Consider the following 17,345-nt stretch of genomic DNA (forward strand, 5'->3'; position numbering starts at 1 on the left):
CCTATCTGACGCGCTCTCACCTAATCATTTGTCTTTTATTATTTTTTAATTTCCTGCCATTCCTGCTTGCCGTTGTGACTTCATGGCAGAAAATCAAACAAGGAATCATTATTGCTTCTTAAAGAACATTTTTATACAATTCAATTATGGCAACCGTTACCAGAGAAAACATTGGTTTATTGAACGATAAGATCACTGTGAAAGTGAGCCAGGAAGATTACCTTCCTAATTTTGACAAAGCAGTAAAACAATTCAGCAAAAATGCAAATATCCCCGGCTTCCGTAAAGGAATGGTACCTGCCGGTATGGTTAAGAAGATGCACGGTCCTGCCATTTTCGGCGACGAAGTGCTGAAAACCGTGGAAAAGGAGCTGATGGGTTATGTACAGGCAGAGAAACTGGATATTTTCGGTCAGCCGCTCTCTCTGGAAAAAACTGCTAAAAACCTCGATTTCGCTAATCCGGAAGAATATGCTTTCGAGTTTGAAGTAGGCCTGAAACCAACTTTTGAAGTTACTCCGCTCGAAAACGACAAAACTACCCTCACCCGTTACAAAGTGATCGTAACTGATGAAATGGTAAACGACGAATTACAGCGTTTACAGCTGAAAGGTGGCAAACCTTCCGAGGTGGAAGCCGTTTCTGTTGAAGATGACATCATCAATGTTACTTTCGAAGAAGCTGACGCTAAAGGCAACGTGGTAGAAGGTGGTATCACCAAAGAAAACAGCCTGCTGGTGAAATACTTCACTGACGCTGTTCAGGCTGAGCTGAAAGGCAAAAAAATCAACGACAGCATCGTGATTGAACTGGGCAAATCTTTTGATGAGCAACGTTTGGGCTGGGTCCTGAAAGACCTGGGCTTTGAAGCCGGCGATAAAGAAGCCGCTAAAAAGCACTTCAAACTGACGATCACCAAAATCACCCTGATCGAAAAAAGAGAATTGAACGAAGAATTTTTCAAAGAAGTTTATCCTGCTGACAGCATCACCACTGAAGAAGCTTTCCGCGCTAAACTGAAAGAAGAAATCGCGAAATACTGGGATTCAGAAAGCCGTAACCACATGCACAACGACCTGTTTGAAGTGCTGGTTCATGAAACGCCGATCGAATTACCAAAGGATTTCCTGAAACGCTGGCTGCAGGTAGGTGGTGAAAAACCTAAAACCGCAGAAGAAGCTGAAAAAGAATTCCCGGGTTTCGACCATCAACTGCGCTGGACACTGATCAGCGATAAACTGGTTCGTGAGAATAAACTGGAAGTTTCTTTCGAAGATCTGAGAGAAAACGCCAAACAAAAAGTACTGGGCTACTATGGTGGCGCCGCTGCTGACGGAGCTGAATGGCTCGACAGCTACCTGGACCGCCTGCTGCAGGACGAAAAATTTGTTGACCAGACTTACCGCGAAATGATCACTGCCAAGTTGTTTGACTGGGCTGAGACCAAGGTGAAAGTGAAAGAAGAGGAAATCAAAGCAGAAGAATTTGTTAATTTACCTCATAAACATCACCATCATGAACATTAATAACGACGAATTCAGAAGATATGCCATTAAACACCGCGGAATCAGCAGCCTGGTTGTAGACAGCTACGCAAAAAGCCACTCTATTAACAGCCTGACTCCCTACATCCTGGAAGAACGCCAGATGAATATGACGCAGATGGACGTATTCTCCAGGCTGATGGCTGATCGTATCATTTTCCTCGGCGACCCGGTAAATGACTATGTGGCGAACGTAATCACCGCACAGTTACTGTTCCTGGAGTCTTCCGACCGCAACCGTGATATTCAGATGTACATCAATAGCCCCGGAGGCAGCGTTTACGCAGGTCTGGGCATCTATGATACCATGCAGATCGTTTCTCCTGATATCGCCACTATCTGTACCGGTATGGCCGCCTCTTTCGGCGCTGTACTGCTGGTAGCCGGCTCCAAAGGCAAACGTACCGCCCTGAAACACGCCCGCGTAATGATCCACCAGCCTCACGGCGGTGCTGAAGGCCAGACTTCTGACATCGAAATCACTGCGCGTGAGTTCATTAAGCTGAAAAAAGAGCTCAATGAAATCATTGCCAGCCACTGCGGTCAACCCGTGAAAAAAGTGGAAAAAGACTCTGACCGTGACTACTGGATGACTGCTGATGAAGCCAAAGAATACGGCATCATTGACGACGTTCTCCAGAAAAATCCGAAAAAACAGCTGGATACTCCGCAGTAATTCGGTAGCAGGGAATCAAGACACAACAGATATAGCATAATTCTTAATTGTTAAATCCTGAGAACACTTGATTTATCCCGTAAACATCACAACATCCGGACTGATCAGGAACATCCTGGCCGGTTAAGATAACTTTAACAGTCCCGCCTGAGGCGGGGCTGTTTTATTTTCCGCCCCACCCGGATTTTTAGTGTAAATTTGTACCCCTGTAACGAGATTGCAGGCATTGAGATTCGTCGAAAAATAATTTATTCTGAAATGAAAGAATCGAAAATTCGTTGTTCTTTCTGCAGCCGCTCCAAAGATGATGTGCAGATATTGATTGCGGGTGCTGAAGGACATATCTGTGAAAACTGTGTGGCCAACGCACAGGAGATCATTGACGCGGAGCTCTTCACTCCCGGCAAAAAGTCTGCTGCCCCCGCCACCAGCGCTATGCCCAAAGTAGCCAAGCCCATGGACATGAAAAAGTTCCTGGACGAATATGTGATCGGGCAGGACGATGCTAAAAAAATACTGGCTGTAGCTGTTTACAACCACTACAAAAGGCTGAACCAGCAAATAGGAGACGATGAAGTGGAAATTGAAAAATCCAATATCATCATGGTCGGTGAAACCGGTACCGGTAAAACATTACTGGCCAAATCCATCGCCAAACAGCTCAACGTGCCCTTTACCATCGTAGACGCTACCGTATTTACAGAAGCAGGCTATGTAGGCGAAGACGTGGAGAGTATCCTCAGCCGCCTGCTGCAGGTTTGTAACTACGACGTGGAAGCAGCTGAACGCGGCATCGTATACATCGATGAAATCGACAAAATAGCCCGTAAAAACGATAACCCTTCCATCACCCGTGATGTAAGCGGCGAAGGCGTTCAACAGGGCCTGCTCAAACTGCTGGAAGGCGCCGAAGTACTGGTACCTCCGCAGGGCGGCCGTAAACACCCTGAACAGAAACTGATCAAGCTGAACACCAGCAACATCCTGTTCATCTGCGGCGGCGCTTTCGACGGTATTGACCGCATCATCAGCAGAAGAGTTCAGACACATTCCATCGGCTTCACTGTCAACAAAGACAAGGAAGAAGAGAACAGAAAACAGATCCTCCGGTATGTAAATTCCCAGGACCTGAAATCTTTCGGCCTGATCCCCGAATTACTGGGACGCCTGCCGGTAGTGACCTATCTCAACTCCCTGGACCGCGACACACTGAAAGCGATCCTCACAGAGCCGAAAAATGCACTGATCAAACAATACAAGAAACTGTTCGCCATCGAAAATATTGCCCTCCAGGTGGAAGACGAAGCGATCGAATATATCGTGGACAAAGCCATGGAATACAAACTGGGCGCCCGCGGCCTCCGGTCTATCTGCGAAGTGGTACTGAGCGATGCCATGTATGAACTGCCATCTGCCAGCGAAACCACTTTTGCGCTGACAAAAGAATATGCCCAGGCCAAACTGGAACAGTCTACCTTATCAAAGCTTAAAGTAGCGTAAGCAATTACGAATTACAAATTACGAGTGAAGGGTTTTCTATAACAAGGTTACTAAAGTAATTGCCCAATAGGAAGTTCTCAATTCGTAATTTGTAATTCGTAATTGCCTTTGTAATTAACCTTTAAAACCCACTATTATGCAGGAACTTATTCAGCAATTACAGGCCAAAGCAGGCCTCACTCCTGAACAGGCCGTCCAGTCAATTGAAGTGATCAAGGAATACGTGAAAGGCAAACTTCCTCCCTTTATTGCGGGTACTGTAGATACCTGGTTTGCCAATATGTCCGACAAACCCGGCGAAAAGAAAGAAGGCCTGATGGACAAAGCCAACGACTTTCTCGATGACGTAAAAGACAAAGCGGAAGACTGGAAAGATAAAGCAGAAGATTGGGCCGAAGACGCCAAAGACAAAATCTCCGACTTCTTCAACAAAGACAAAAAACAGGCATAACCAGCCACCCCAAAGATATACATGCAAAGCCCCATTGACGCACGGTCAATGGGGCTTTGCATTTGCAGGGCACTATAAAGCCTTCAGGTACAAAAACAACGCCTGTAACTCCTCATCAGAATATTGGGCCGTCATGCTCCACGGCATGTCTTCATTTTTAAGCTTTCGCCCTTCGGGGGTAATGCCGGTACGTAACGCCGTTATAAACTCCTGTGCGGTCCATTTGCCCACATTGCCTTTGGAGGTGATATCAGCCACCTTTTTACCACCGGGAATAGGACTGTCACCACCGGTAAATCGGGGATTATGGCACCCTGTACAGGACACTGACAGATATTCCCCGTACTCCCTGGTCACCGTCACAGGCATGGCTTCAGGCTGCCGATAGGAATGATCTATCTTCTCTGCCGGAAATAGCGGCAGCTTTCCCAATACCGCCAGTACCTTACCTACCGGGCCTATCTTCATGGGAGGCAGTGTCCTGTTGACCGCCGGCTGCGCTTTACAAAAAGCAATAATGGCCGCCATGTCTTTGTCAGACAACTTCGCGTATTCATAGGAAGGCATCAGCCTCAAGGTCTTGTTATCGGCGCCCAGGCCATGCCGCATGGCTTTGAGCCAGTCCCGGTCACTATATCCTGCCGGACGGCCTCCTTTTCCGCTGGTGAGGTTGGCCCCCGCCAAAACACCTACCGCCGGATCATTGAGAAAGATTTTGCCGCCCAGGTCAGCACCATGACAGTCGCCACAGCCTTTGATCGCATACAGGTGCGCACCCGCAGCTATCGACGCGGAATCGTGTGGAATCGCTATAGGCCGCACTTCTACGGCATATTGTTTATTCACATGCGTGCCGTACACATAAAAGAAAATACCGAAAACAATCAGTAACAGGACCGCAAGGCTCAGCAAAACAATGCCGGTCCATTTCAGGATTTTGGGGAACATCATATAACTATTGTTGGTTTAGGAATCAGCCGGTAAAATTAAAGCGGGGAATTGGGCCGGATATCAGTAGTAATACTCATTTTTAATATGGAAGAGGGCTGCTTTTAACGTATGAAAGCATAACGTGGATTACAGGTCGTAATACTATTCAATAAGATACATACAGGCTTTTCCGGTATAAGAAAGCACCCGTGTTAAAGGGTGCTTTCCAGTGCGTAAAAGTGTTTCAAATCTTTCTTTGATTTTGTGTTAAGGTTGATAAACGGTAAAGAGTGATGAATTAACCCAAATTTAACGTTCCTTTTGCAATATTAAATAACACTAAAGGGGTAATATTTCATTTTTTTGTCAAAAAAGATAAATGGTTTGCCGCTTATCTTTTTTTAAATTAAAAAAAATTCGCCTATCTCCTGCCTGTCAAAATCAATATTAAAAGACGCTGTAGTTATCTTAATGCTTCTCTGGCGATCACAATTTTCTGAATTTCAGATGTTCCTTCCCCGATGGTGCATAATTTTGCATCACGATAATATTTTTCTACAGGAAAGTCTTTTGTATAGCCATAACCACCGAAAATCTGCACGGCATCGTTAGCCACTCTTACTGCTACTTCGGAAGCGAAGTATTTCGCCATGGCTGCTTCCTTTGTCATTTTCACTCCGCGGTTTTTCATGTCCGCCGCCTGCAAAGTGAGCAGCGTAGCGGCTTCTATCTCGGTGGCCATATCCGCCAGCTTAAAAGACACACCCTGGAACGAAGCGATGGGCTGATCGAACTGGTGTCTTTCCTTAGCGTATTTCACGGCGGCGTCACGAGCGCCCATGGCGATGCCGAGCGACAGCGCCGCAATAGAGATACGTCCTCCGTCGAGCACCTTCATGGACTGTATAAAGCCGTCTCCTTCCGCTCCCAGCATATTGGCAGCGGGAATGCGGCAGTTATCAAAAATCATTTCGGCTGTTTCTGAAGCACGCATGCCCAGTTTATTTTCCTTCTTGCCGCCACTGAAGCCCGGTGTGCCTTTCTCTACCACAAAGGCGGTCATGCCATGGCTGTCACGCACATCGCCGGTACGGGCTATCACTACGGCCACATCACAGCTTTTACCATGGGTAATCCAGCATTTGGTTCCGTTCAATACCCAGTGGTCGCCGTCTTTTTTGGCCACGCATTTCATGTTCATGGCGTCGGAACCCGTGTTGGGCTCGGTGAGGCCCCATGCTCCTATCCACTCGGCAGTGGCGAGTTTGGGCAGGTATTTTTTCTTCTGTTCTTCATTGCCAAACTGGAGAATGTGCCCGGTGCAGAGGGAGTTGTGTGCCGCCACGCTCAGGCCGATGGCGCCGCAGAAGCGGGCGATCTCACTGACAACGGTCACATATTCCAGATATCCCATGCCGCTGCCGCCATATTCCTGCGGCACCAGCACTCCCATTAATCCCAACTCCCCCAGTTGTTTGAATAACGCTACAGGAAATTCCTGTGTTTCGTCCCATTCCAACACGTGCGGTACTATATGTGTTTTTCCGAAATCCCGGATCATTTGCGCGATCTGTTGCTGCATATCCGTAGGCTCAAAATTCATAACGTGCGGGTTTAAAAAGTGATTACAATGTAATGTTCAATTTTACGATAAATAACGTCATCCACCAACGGTAGCTGCCGAAGCTCCTCCACATGCCTGAAACCCCCATGGGCACTGCGATACTGTATGATAAGACGGGCCAGTTTATAACGTATATATGGATGTGCCGCCAAAGATTTTTCATCTGTGAGGTTGAGGTCTATTTTTTTTAGAGATCCGTTACCTATCTGCAAAAAAGGTTGAATTTTTTTAAAGGTGCTGTCGGGCAGGCCGTAACATTCGCTCACCTGGCTGATATCGTAGAAGCCTCCCAGCTTCTCCCGGAATGCCACGATACGCCTGGCAAAACCGGGGCCTATGCCCGGCAGCAGCTGCCATTCGGCCGTGTCAGCGGCATTTACGTCTATTGTCCGTGGCGGTGGTTTCCGATGATATGTACTGTAATGATAGGCCGTATCTCTGCGTTCCGCATGCATGATGCTGTCCGGCCTGCTATTGGCAACGGTACGCGTTATCCGCACATAGGGCTGGAGCTGCCGGCATAACGACGGAGATAGTCCGTATATACGTTCCAGGTCGGCGGCAGAGCGAAACCGTCCGCCTTTCTGCCGGTAGCGGTCGATGGTGGCGGCTGTCCGCGCGCTCACGCCCAGCCGCTGCCATCCTTCGGCAGGCAGCGTATTGGGATCGAAACAGAACAACGTGGCGGGTACAACGGCAGCGCCTACACGATCAACCGGCACATGAGATGGCAGCGGTTGATTGGCGGCAGCTGCAGTGGCTGCTTCCAGCGCCTGCAGGGCGGCGGCACAACCAGCGGTGTCCGGCGGGGCAGCCCCGTGTAAATGCACCCACAGGTCAGGCGCCCGGCTGGTGAGCCATACCAGTAGCAGCAGCAGGACAACACCCGCCTGCTCTTTCCGGGAGAAGCGGAATAATTCTTTCAGGGGAGTTTTATGCATATGGGGTTAATCGCTTGTCCCCAAGTTAATGCACAGCAGTCAGGAAAGTGTTAACGGGAAGTAAACGCGGCTATATTTCCAGCGTAAGGCCGTCATAGGCCAGTGCCATGCCGTCGGGCAGCTCTTTCATTACGTCATCATGCAGGCCCATCTGGTGACTGATATGCGTGAAATACACCTGTGGTACGTCCAGCTCACGGCCCAGCGCGATGGCCTCGTCCAGCGTAAAGTGAGAGATATGTGTTTCTTTTCGCAGCGCGTTCAGCACCAGTACTTTTGACCCGCGGATCTTTTCCTTTTCTTCCGGCGCAATAAAATTAGCGTCGGTGATGTAGGTGAAATCATGGACCCGGAAGCCCATGACCGGCATTTTATAGTGCATTACCTGTATAGGCGTGATCGTGAGGCCATTGATCTCAAAGGGCGTGTCATCGATGGTTTTCAGGTTAATTTCCGGAATACCGGGATACTTGAAATCCGCGAAAGCGTAGGCGAATTCCCGCATGATAACGTTCTGCGAGAAATCCGTCGCATAAATATCGATGGCGCCCTGCTGGAAATAGTTAAATGCCCGGATATCGTCCATCCCGGCTATGTGGTCTTTATGTGAGTGCGTGATCAGGACCGCTTCCAGGTGTTTTACCCGTGCCCGCAACATCTGGTAGCGGAAATCGGGGGTTGTGTCCACCACGATATTGCCTGCCGGCGAGGAAATAAAAATACTGCTTCTCAGGCGGTTGTCTTTGGGATTGGAAGATGTGCATACCTCACAACCGCAAGCGATGACCGGTACTCCCTGCGATGTGCCTGTTCCAAGAAATGTAACTTTCATCCTAGCATTAGTTTTCTGGTGCCTCTTCCCCGAGGGCCGCTGCATCGTCTGCATCCGGTACGGGCTTACTGTTCAGGATCTGCTTGTAGAGCTTGTGCGACTCTGCGGTGAGCAAATCCTCATCCAGCGGCAGCGTGGATAAAATATCCAGCAGCGTGTTAATACGTCCTTCCAGGTTCAGGAACTTATTGATCACCACAACCTTCCTGTCTTCAAGGATACAATAACCGGAAGTAAAAGAACCTTTTTCAAAACGCAGTATGTACTTGGCATCTTCAAAAATCTTCTCCAGCTTAGTCAGGTTATTGGGCGTGATCTTAATATTCATACCACAAATTTAAACAATTACTTGGATACCATTCTCACCACGGGCACGATCATCTCTTCCAGAGAGATGCCGCCATGCTGGAAGGTATTGCGGTAATAGTTCACAAAATAATTGTAGTTGTTGGGATAACACAGGTAACCATCGCCCCGGGCGAAAATATAGGACGAGTTGACATTGGGCTTGGGCAGGCCGGCATCTCTGGGATCGCGGAAAGCCAGTACTTCCTTCGGATCATAGTTGAGGTTGCGGCCATGCTTATATCGCAGGTTGGTGGTCGTTTGTTTGTCGCCGATCACTTTTACCGGTGTTTTTACCCGCACGCTGCCGTGATCGGTGGCGATGATCAGGTTGATTTTTTTATCACCGATACGTTTGAGCGCCTGGTGCAGCGGGCTGTGCTCAAACCAGCTGGCGGTAAGGGAACGGTAAGACGTTTCATCGCTGGCCAGTTCTTTCAGCACTTCCATTTCCGTGCGGGCGTGGCTGAGCATGTCCACAAAGTTGTATACGATGATGCTCAGCGGATAGTCCAGCAGGTTATGGATGTTACTGAGCATATGCTGTGCATCGGTATGGTTGGTCACCTTGGTGTAGGAAAAGCGGGCGTCCATTTTCATGCGCTGCAGCTGCGATGCGAAGAATTTCTCTTCATACAGGTTTTTGCCGCCTTCCTCGTCGTCATTCTTCCATTCTTCCGGGAATTTATGTTCGATATCTACCGGCAGCAGGCCCGCGAAAATGGCGTTGCGGCTGTATTGCGTACTGGTAGGCAGGATACTGTAAAAAGTGTCTTCCTCCACCATCCGGAACGATTCCTGGAAAATGGGCAGGATGGCCTTGAACTGGTCCAGCCGCAGGTTATCTATCAGCAGGAACACATTGGGCACATCAGGGTCCATAAAAGGAACGATCTTTTTGGCAAAAAGCGTATGAGACATCACCGGGGCGTCTGTCGATTTGGGATGCAGCCAGTTGGAGTAGTTACGGCTGATGAATTTGGCGAATTCCGTATTGGCCTCCGCTTTCTGCGCGTTAAAGACTTCCAGCATTTCCGGGCTGTTGGCTTTGGTCATCTCCATTTCCCAGTAGACAAGTTTTTTGTAGATGTCCATCCATTCGTTGTGGTCCGGGTTGGAATTGAGCGCCATAAACAGGGAGCGGAACTCCTGCTGGTAGGCTGTAGTGGTTTTTTCAGCCACCAGCCTTTTGTTGTCTATGATTTTTTTGAGCGATAACAATACCTGGTTGGGATTGACCGGTTTGATGAGATAATCGGTGATCTGTGAACCGATAGCGTCGTCCATTACGTTTTCAGCTTCGTTCTTGGTGATCATGACCACCGGTATCTGCTGGTCTATCTCTTTGATTTTGCCCAGTGTTTCCAGGCCGGTGAGGCCGGGCATGGACTCATCGAGCAATACTACGTCCACCACCTGGTCTTTGAGAAATTCCAGCGCATCGTAGCCGTTGGTGAGCGCCGATACGTTATAACCTTTGCTTTCGAGGAAAATAATCTGTGATTTGAGGGATTCTATCTCATCATCTACCCATAGTATGTTGATCTGGCTCATAGTTCGTTTTATGGTTGCGGAAAACAGGAAATTACCGCTAATTTTTGGCAAAAATCATTCCCCTGATCATCCATTCCGGTAATTATATGTTAAAAATGGGCTATGCGGACAAAATCCGGGATGGAAAAAGGTGTGCCGCTTCTTAAAGTTAATTACCTTCGCAAATAACATTTTTCTACCTGTAACCTACCAATTGTTTTTTACTGTAATAGGGGTTTTCTCTATTAAAAGCGTCATTATAAGTAAAAAAAATACATATAATTAATTCATAGTGTAGTTTTGCATAATGGCACTATGAATTTCAGGTGCGCTTAGGCATTTGAAATTGAACAATCTGATGCAATGACCGAACGCAAGCGAAAAATTGTTAATGATCCGGTGTATGGCTTTATTACCATAGATCACCCGTTGATTTTTAACCTCCTTTCCCACCCCTGTTACCAGCGTTTACGCCGGATACACCAGATGGCACTTGCGCACCTGGTTTACCCGGGGGCCATGCATACACGTTTCCATCACAGTCTCGGCGCTTATCACCTGATGACCATAGCCCTTCAGGAGCTGAAGAGCAAAGGCGTGGATATCACGCCCGAAGAAGAAGTGGCCGCCAAAATGGCTATCCTGCTGCATGATATCGGCCATGGGCCTTATTCCCATGCACTGGAAAACGGCATTATAGAAGGCGTGTCCCATGAAGCCATTTCTCAGTGGCTGATAGAAGACCTAAACCGCCAGATGGAGGGCGCACTGTCACTTACCCTCGATATTTTTAACGGCCGTTATCATAAACACTTCCTGCATCAACTGGTTTCCAGCCAGTTAGACGTGGACAGGATGGACTACCTCAATCGCGACAGCTTTTTCACCGGTGTGGCGGAAGGCACTATCGGGTACGATCGTATTATCAAGATGCTGACCGTACATAACGGAGAGCTGATGGTAGAGGAAAAAGGGATTTATTCCATCGAAAAATTCATCGTGGCCCGCCGGCTGATGTATTGGCAGGTATACCTGCATAAAACAGTGCTGAGCGCTGAAAATATGCTGGTAAAAATCCTGCAGCGGGCAAAAGTGCTGGCACAGGACGGCCAACAGCTGTTTTGTTCACCGGCATTATCCTATTTCCTGTACAATACTGTCAGCAAAGACAATTTTGAGCGGGAACCGGACTGTTTACGGCTGTTTTGCATGCTGGACGATTATGATATCATGGGCGCAATAAAAGTCTGGTCAGAGCACCCGGACAAAGTACTGTCACTTTTATGTAAATGGCTTATTAACAGGGAGTTATTCAAAGTGGTATTAACCAATGAACCGTTTGACAACAGTGTTGTGGACCAGCTTCGCCAACAGGTGGCACAAAAATGGCAGATCACTGACAGCGACCTGGATTATTTCGTTTTCACAGACGTAGCCTCACTGAGGGCTTATAATGTGAACGATGAAAAGATCAACATCCTGTTTAAAGACGGAACTGTAAAAGACATTTCCTCGATAGACAACGCATTGATTAGTCACACACTGGCTATACCGGTAAAAAAATTCTACATTTGTCATCCAAAAATCTAGGCTAACAAGGTTTTACAAGCTTTAAAACATTAAAGAATAAATTCATGCATTCCGGAGTAGGCCTGGAAAACATTACAAATATTAATTATGCAGTTTAGCGCATTACAGTTAGCGACCATGTTAGATGGTACGCTGGAGGGAAATCCGGACGTGAAGGTGAGCAACATCGCCAAAATCGAAGAGGCAGGCGAAGGCATGCTCAGTTTTATTGCCAATCCTAAGTATGAAGAGTTCATATATACGACGAAAGCATCCATTCTGATCGTGAATGAAAGCCTGGTGATAGAACGTCCTATCCATTCCACCCTGATCCGGGTAAAAGATGCTTACAGCAGCTTTGCCCTGTTGTTGGAAAAATACCGTTATCTGACCGGCAACAAGTCGGGCATCCAGCAGCCTTCCCACATTCCCCAGTCTGTAAAGATGGGGCAAAACGTATTTGTGGGCGCATTTGCCTACCTGGGCGAGAACGTAGTGCTGGGCAATAACGTAAAGATATATCCTGGAGTGTACCTGGGCGAGAACGTGGTAGTGAATGACGACGCGGTATTGTACCCGGGCGTAAAAGTATACGACAACTGCATCGTAGGCAGCCGCGCCATTCTTCATGCCGGTTGCGTGATCGGCGGCGATGGTTTCGGTTTTGCACCGCAACCTGACGGCTCCTATAAAAAGGTGCCCCAGATCGGCAACGTGGTGATTTATGACGACGTGGAAATCGGCGCCAATACAACTATCGACAGGGCTACTATGGGCTCTACGATCATCCGCCAGGGTGTGAAGCTGGACAACCTGATCCAGGTAGCGCACAACGTGGACATCGGCATCAACACTGTGATTGCCGCGCAGACCGGCGTTTCCGGCAGCACCAAAATCGGGCAGAACTGCGTCATTGGTGGCCAGGTAGGCATGGTAGGTCATATCCACATCGCTGATGGCACCAAGATCAACGCCCAGAGCGGACTTTCCAAGTCCATTACCGTTCCCAACAGCTCTCTCACCGGTTCCCCGGCCTATGATTATAAAAGTTCGCTGAAAAGTCAGGCAATTTTTAGAAATTTGCCGGATCTTGAAAAACGCGTGAAAGAATTAGAGGAGATGGTAAAACAACTGTTACAGGAAAGAGCAGGAGTTTAATTAAACTGAAGATCAAATAGTTATACATTAGTTAATATGATTGAAAATCAACAGTTGCAGAACCAGCATACCCTGAAAGGTGATATCAGCATTTCGGGCGTGGGTTTGCATACAGGAGCCAGTGTAAACATGACGCTGAAGCCCGCATCCCCGGGTTCCGGCATCAAATTCCAACGGGTAGACCTGCCTAACCAGCCCGTAGTAAAAGCGGACGTGGACTACGTAGTGGATACTGCCCGCGGCACCACGCTGGAACATAACGGCGCCCGTGTAAGCACGGTGGAGCACCTGCTGGCAGCGTTGGTAGGTACCGGTGTTGACAACGTTCTGATTGAGCTGGACGGCCCTGAAATTCCAATCATGGACGGCAGCTCCCTCCCTTTCATCGAAGCAATCGAAAAAACCGGGATACAGGACCAGGACGCCAAAAAGATCTATTATACTATAGACACCAATATCACCTATTACGACGAGCAGAAAAAAGTAGAGATGGTGGCCTTACCGGCACTGGACTACAGCATCACCTGCCTGATCGACTTCAATTCTCCCGTACTGGGCACCCAGCACGCGAAAATGAAGAGCATTGAGCACTTCAGGAACGAGATTGCCTCTTCCCGCACCTTCTGCTTCCTGCACGAACTGGAATACCTGCTGAGCAATAACCTCATCAAAGGCGGCGATATCAACAACGCTATTGTGGTGGTAGACCGCGCCGTGAACGAAGAAGACATGGCGCGCCTCGCCAAGGCCTTTAACCGCGATACTATGTCAGTACAGCGTGAAGGCATCCTCAATAACATTGAGCTGCGCTTCACGAACGAACCGGCACGCCACAAACTGCTGGACGTAGTAGGCGACCTGGCGCTGATAGGTTATCCGATCAAGGCACATATCATTGCCAACCGTCCCGGCCACGCTTCCAACGTGGAGTTTGCCCGTAAGATCAAGGCATATATCAAAAAGAACAAACACAATAAAGACGTTCCGGTATACGATCCCAACCAGCCACCGATCTTCGATACGCCCCGTATTGAAAGAACGCTGCCGCACCGTTTTCCGATGCTGCTGGTAGACAAGATCATCGAACTGGGTGAAGAAAGAGTAGTGGGCGTTAAGAACGTGACTTTCAACGAGCACTTCTTCCAGGGCCACTTCCCTGGCAACCCGGTGATGCCGGGCGTTTTACAGCTCGAAGCACTGGCGCAGGTAGGCGGTATCCTTGCACTGAACCGCGTATCTGATCCTGAAAACTATGATACCTACTTCCTGAAAATCGACAACTGTAAATTCAAACAGAAAGTCGTACCAGGAGACACCATGATCCTGAAAATGGAACTGCTGAGCCCCATCAGAAGAGGGCTCGTGGAAATGCGGGGAACGGTCTTCATTGGCAATAAAGTAGCTACCGAAGCCGACATGATAGCACAAATTGTAAAAACCAGAGAAGGCAAATAAAAGCAATGATCCACCCGCTTACATACATACATCCGGACGCCAAGGTGGCGCCTAATGTTAAAATTGATCCGTTTACCGTCATCCACAAAAACGTAGAAATCGGCGACGGCACCTGGATTGGCTCCAACGTAACCATTATGGAAGGAGCCCGCATCGGTAAAAACTGCCGCATCTTCCCGGGCGCTGTTATTTCTGCTATCCCTCAGGACTTAAAATATGCGGGTGAAGAAACCACTGTGGAAATAGGAAACAACACTACTATCCGTGAATTCGTGACCATCAACCGCGGTACGCGCGACAAGTGGAAGACCAAGATCGGCGATAACTGCCTGATCATGGCCTATGGCCACATTGCGCACGACTGCGAAGTAGGCAATCACTGCATCTTCTCCAATAATACTACCCTGGCCGGGCATATCACCGTGGGCGACCACGTGGTGCTGGCCGGTATGGTGGCCATCCAGCAGTTCTGTAAAGTAGGCGACCACGCCTTCGTTACCGGCGGCTCTCTCGTGCGGAAAGATGTACCTCCTTATGTAAAAGCCGCCCGTGAGCCCCTCTCCTATGTGGGCATCAACTCGGTAGGACTGAAAAGAAGAGGGTTCTCCCTGGAAAAAATCAATCAGATCCTGGATATTTACCGTGTGATTTTTGTGAAAGGCTATAAATTATCCAAGGCCATCAGCATCATCGAAGCTGAGTTTCCGGCCACTGATGAAAGAGACGAAATTCTGTCCTTCATCCGTGAGTCCGGCCGTGGTATTATGAGAGGTTACACTTCCCATTCCAATGATGATATCTCTTGACCAGACAGGTAAACGTTTCAACTACGACTGGATATTTCGTGGTGTGAGCCTTACCTTCCGGGAAGGAGAACGCTACGCGATTCTGGGGCCTAACGGTTCAGGAAAATCCACTTTACTACAGGTTATCAGCGGCGCCATTCAACACAATGAAGGCACTGTACAATACAGCACACCGGAAAAACCCATCGCCCCCGATGCGTTTTTCCGGTACTGTGCTATTGCTGCTCCCTATCTGGAGCTGATAGAAGAATTCACCCTCACAGAGATCATCACCTTCCATACCCAGTTCAAATCCCTGCTGCCCGGCATTACGCCTGCCATGGCCATGGAAATGGCAGGACTGGAAAAAGCAGCCCACAAACAACTCCGTAATTTCTCCTCCGGGATGAAACAGCGTATCAAACTGGCGCTCGCCATTCTCAGCGATGTACCCGTATTATTGCTGGACGAACCCTGCACCAATCTCGATGCTGCCGGTGTAGCGCTCTACCAGGGAATGATCAACCAATACGGAGGCAACCGCCTCATCATCGTCAGCTCCAACGACGAGCAGGAGTATTTCATGTGTAAACACCACATTCGTATCACTGACTACAAACAATAGTGCTGTCATATCGCGATTTTGTTATCTTCGTTGCCAACTAACCGCTTCGCGCTATATGATTACTGCCGGCAAAAAAGTACTCAACGGCTGGGCCATGTATGACTGGGCCAACTCCGTATACAATCTCGTTATCACTACCACTTTCTTCCCCATTTATTTCCTCGCCGTCACCGACGAGCACGTCTCCTTCATGGGCATGCGTTTCGTCAACTCTGCCCTGTATAACTACACTATGGCAGCGGCTTTTCTGCTGGTAGCGATCGCGTCTCCGATCCTGTCGTCTATTTCCGACACCCGTGGCAACAAAAAGAACTTCCTGAAATTTTTCACCATCCTGGGCTCTGTGTCATGCGCAGCGCTTTTCTTTTTCACCAAAAGCACGCTATGGCTGGGCGTATTGGCCTTTATGCTGGCCACTATGGGCTACTGCGGCGGACTGGTGTTCTACAACTCCTATCTGCCTGAAATAGCCGCTCCGGAGGACCGTGACCGTATCAGCGCCCGCGGCTACAGCATGGGTTACATCGGCAGTGTATTGCTGCAACTGGTAGGCTTCGCGCTGGTCATGACCCTGCCTTTCGGCCTGGATGAAGGCACGGCGGTAAGAGGCACCTTCCTGCTGGTAGGCGTATGGTGGCTGGGATTCGCCCAGATCACTTTTGCCACCCTGCCCGCCACCAAAGCCACTGTCAGCAAACACAGCAGCGGCGCGCTCACCGAAGGGTTCGGCGAGCTGCGTAAAGTATATGCCCAGGTAAAAACAATGCCGGTGCTGAAACGTTTCCTGCGCGGCTTCTTCTTTTACAGCATGGGCGTACAGACGGTGATGATGGCCGCTACTATTTTCGGCAGCAAAGTGCTGAACCTGCCGTCCGATAAACTGATCGGCACGGTGGTGATCATCCAGGTGGTGGCTATCGCCGGCGCCTGGGGCATGGCCCGCCTTTCCGGTATCTTCGGCAATCTTCGTGTATTGATTGGCGTTGTCATCGTATGGATCGGTATCTGCATAGCCGGTTACAAAATGCAAACCGCTACTGACTTCTATCTGCTGGCCACGGCGGTAGGCCTGGTGATGGGCGGCATACAGTCGCTCAGCCGTTCCACCTACGCCAAGTTAATGCCTGAAACACAGGACACGGCCAGCTTCTTCAGCTATTACGACGTTACCGAAAAGCTCTCAATTGTGATTGGTATGTTTTCTTTTGCTTATATTGATGATTATACAGAAAACATGCGCAACTCCGTCCTCGCCCTGGTCGTGTTTTTTGTGATCGGCCTGGCATGGATCATTTCAGCCCTGCGGAAACAACGGCAGCTGGCCGGGATGGAGACAGAAAAAGAAAAGCATTTAGTCATGTAGTTGCCCCGGCAACC

Annotated in this window: 16 protein-coding genes; 10 read left to right on the top strand and 6 right to left on the bottom strand. The window is 48.8% G+C overall.

Annotated features, from left to right (window positions below; all coding sequences use genetic code 11):
• Nucleotides 1-146 precede the first annotated feature (146 nt).
• The 4 genes from tig to ACTJJS_RS12315 all read left to right on the top strand — a co-directional run bounded on the left by tig (nucleotide 147) and on the right by ACTJJS_RS12315 (nucleotide 4,171).
• Complete coding sequence (tig, locus tag ACTJJS_RS12300) at nucleotides 147-1,526, top strand: trigger factor (protein WP_168871367.1); 1,380 nt, start codon at nucleotides 147-149, stop codon at nucleotides 1,524-1,526.
• A complete protein-coding gene (gene clpP / locus ACTJJS_RS12305) occupies nucleotides 1,516-2,220 on the top strand; it encodes an ATP-dependent Clp endopeptidase proteolytic subunit ClpP (protein WP_168871366.1) in 705 nt (234 codons plus the stop codon). Before tig ends, clpP begins: the two co-directional genes overlap by 11 nt.
• Nucleotides 2,221-2,478: 258 nt before the next feature.
• Nucleotides 2,479-3,720 (top strand): ATP-dependent Clp protease ATP-binding subunit ClpX, encoded by a 1,242-nt coding sequence (clpX, locus tag ACTJJS_RS12310; RefSeq protein WP_211092588.1) that lies wholly within the window; start codon nucleotides 2,479-2,481, stop codon nucleotides 3,718-3,720.
• 136 nt (nucleotides 3,721-3,856) lie between these two features.
• Complete coding sequence (locus ACTJJS_RS12315; RefSeq protein ID WP_168871365.1) at nucleotides 3,857-4,171, top strand: YtxH domain-containing protein; 315 nt, start codon at nucleotides 3,857-3,859, stop codon at nucleotides 4,169-4,171.
• 72 nt (nucleotides 4,172-4,243) lie between these two features.
• On the opposite strand, the gene ACTJJS_RS12320 is transcribed toward ACTJJS_RS12315, so the two are convergent.
• From ACTJJS_RS12320 to ACTJJS_RS12345, 6 genes are all read right to left on the bottom strand, one after another.
• Nucleotides 4,244-5,122: a c-type cytochrome gene (locus tag ACTJJS_RS12320; RefSeq protein WP_440663898.1), complete on the bottom strand. Its 879-nt coding sequence runs from the start codon at nucleotides 5,120-5,122 to the stop codon at nucleotides 4,244-4,246.
• Nucleotides 5,123-5,564: 442 nt separating this feature from the next.
• Complete coding sequence (locus ACTJJS_RS12325) at nucleotides 5,565-6,704, bottom strand: acyl-CoA dehydrogenase (RefSeq protein WP_440663899.1); 1,140 nt, start codon at nucleotides 6,702-6,704, stop codon at nucleotides 5,565-5,567.
• Between the two features lie 11 nt (nucleotides 6,705-6,715).
• A complete protein-coding gene (locus tag ACTJJS_RS12330; protein ID WP_440663900.1) occupies nucleotides 6,716-7,666 on the bottom strand; it encodes a ComEA family DNA-binding protein in 951 nt (316 codons plus the stop codon).
• Between the two features lie 70 nt (nucleotides 7,667-7,736).
• Nucleotides 7,737-8,498 carry an MBL fold metallo-hydrolase gene (locus ACTJJS_RS12335; RefSeq protein WP_168871361.1) on the bottom strand — a complete coding sequence of 254 codons (762 nt, stop codon included), beginning with the start codon at nucleotides 8,496-8,498 and terminating at the stop codon, nucleotides 7,737-7,739.
• 7 nt (nucleotides 8,499-8,505) lie between these two features.
• Nucleotides 8,506-8,826, bottom strand: a complete 321-nt coding sequence (locus tag ACTJJS_RS12340) for a hypothetical protein (RefSeq protein ID WP_168871360.1) — start codon at nucleotides 8,824-8,826, stop codon at nucleotides 8,506-8,508.
• Nucleotides 8,827-8,843: 17 nt separating this feature from the next.
• Nucleotides 8,844-10,397, bottom strand: a complete 1,554-nt coding sequence (locus ACTJJS_RS12345) for a response regulator (RefSeq protein ID WP_440663901.1) — start codon at nucleotides 10,395-10,397, stop codon at nucleotides 8,844-8,846.
• Nucleotides 10,398-10,739: 342 nt separating this feature from the next.
• Here ACTJJS_RS12345 and ACTJJS_RS12350 point away from each other — a divergent pair, with 342 nt between their 5' ends.
• The 6 genes from ACTJJS_RS12350 (at nucleotide 10,740) to ACTJJS_RS12375 (ending at nucleotide 17,331) form a co-directional block, all read left to right on the top strand.
• Nucleotides 10,740-11,966, top strand: a complete 1,227-nt coding sequence (locus ACTJJS_RS12350; protein WP_440663902.1) for an HD domain-containing protein — start codon at nucleotides 10,740-10,742, stop codon at nucleotides 11,964-11,966.
• 87 nt (nucleotides 11,967-12,053) lie between these two features.
• Entirely contained in the window at nucleotides 12,054-13,103 is a 1,050-nt protein-coding gene (gene lpxD, locus ACTJJS_RS12355; protein ID WP_168871357.1) for a UDP-3-O-(3-hydroxymyristoyl)glucosamine N-acyltransferase, read from the top strand.
• 36 nt (nucleotides 13,104-13,139) lie between these two features.
• Nucleotides 13,140-14,558, top strand: coding sequence for a bifunctional UDP-3-O-[3-hydroxymyristoyl] N-acetylglucosamine deacetylase/3-hydroxyacyl-ACP dehydratase (locus ACTJJS_RS12360; RefSeq protein WP_168871356.1), 1,419 nt, complete (start codon nucleotides 13,140-13,142; stop codon nucleotides 14,556-14,558).
• A 5-nt stretch (nucleotides 14,559-14,563) separates the two neighbouring features.
• Entirely contained in the window at nucleotides 14,564-15,364 is an 801-nt protein-coding gene (lpxA, locus tag ACTJJS_RS12365; protein WP_168871355.1) for an acyl-ACP--UDP-N-acetylglucosamine O-acyltransferase, read from the top strand.
• Nucleotides 15,348-15,968 carry an ABC transporter ATP-binding protein gene (locus ACTJJS_RS12370; RefSeq protein ID WP_168871354.1) on the top strand — a complete coding sequence of 207 codons (621 nt, stop codon included), beginning with the start codon at nucleotides 15,348-15,350 and terminating at the stop codon, nucleotides 15,966-15,968. Before lpxA ends, ACTJJS_RS12370 begins: the two co-directional genes overlap by 17 nt.
• A 55-nt stretch (nucleotides 15,969-16,023) precedes the next feature.
• Nucleotides 16,024-17,331: an MFS transporter gene (locus ACTJJS_RS12375; RefSeq protein ID WP_168871353.1), complete on the top strand. Its 1,308-nt coding sequence runs from the start codon at nucleotides 16,024-16,026 to the stop codon at nucleotides 17,329-17,331.
• Nucleotides 17,332-17,345: the final 14 nt, after the last annotated feature.

The sequence above is a fragment of the Chitinophaga sp. 22308 genome (assembly GCF_052045305.1).
Taxonomy (GTDB): domain Bacteria; phylum Bacteroidota; class Bacteroidia; order Chitinophagales; family Chitinophagaceae; genus Chitinophaga; species Chitinophaga varians_A.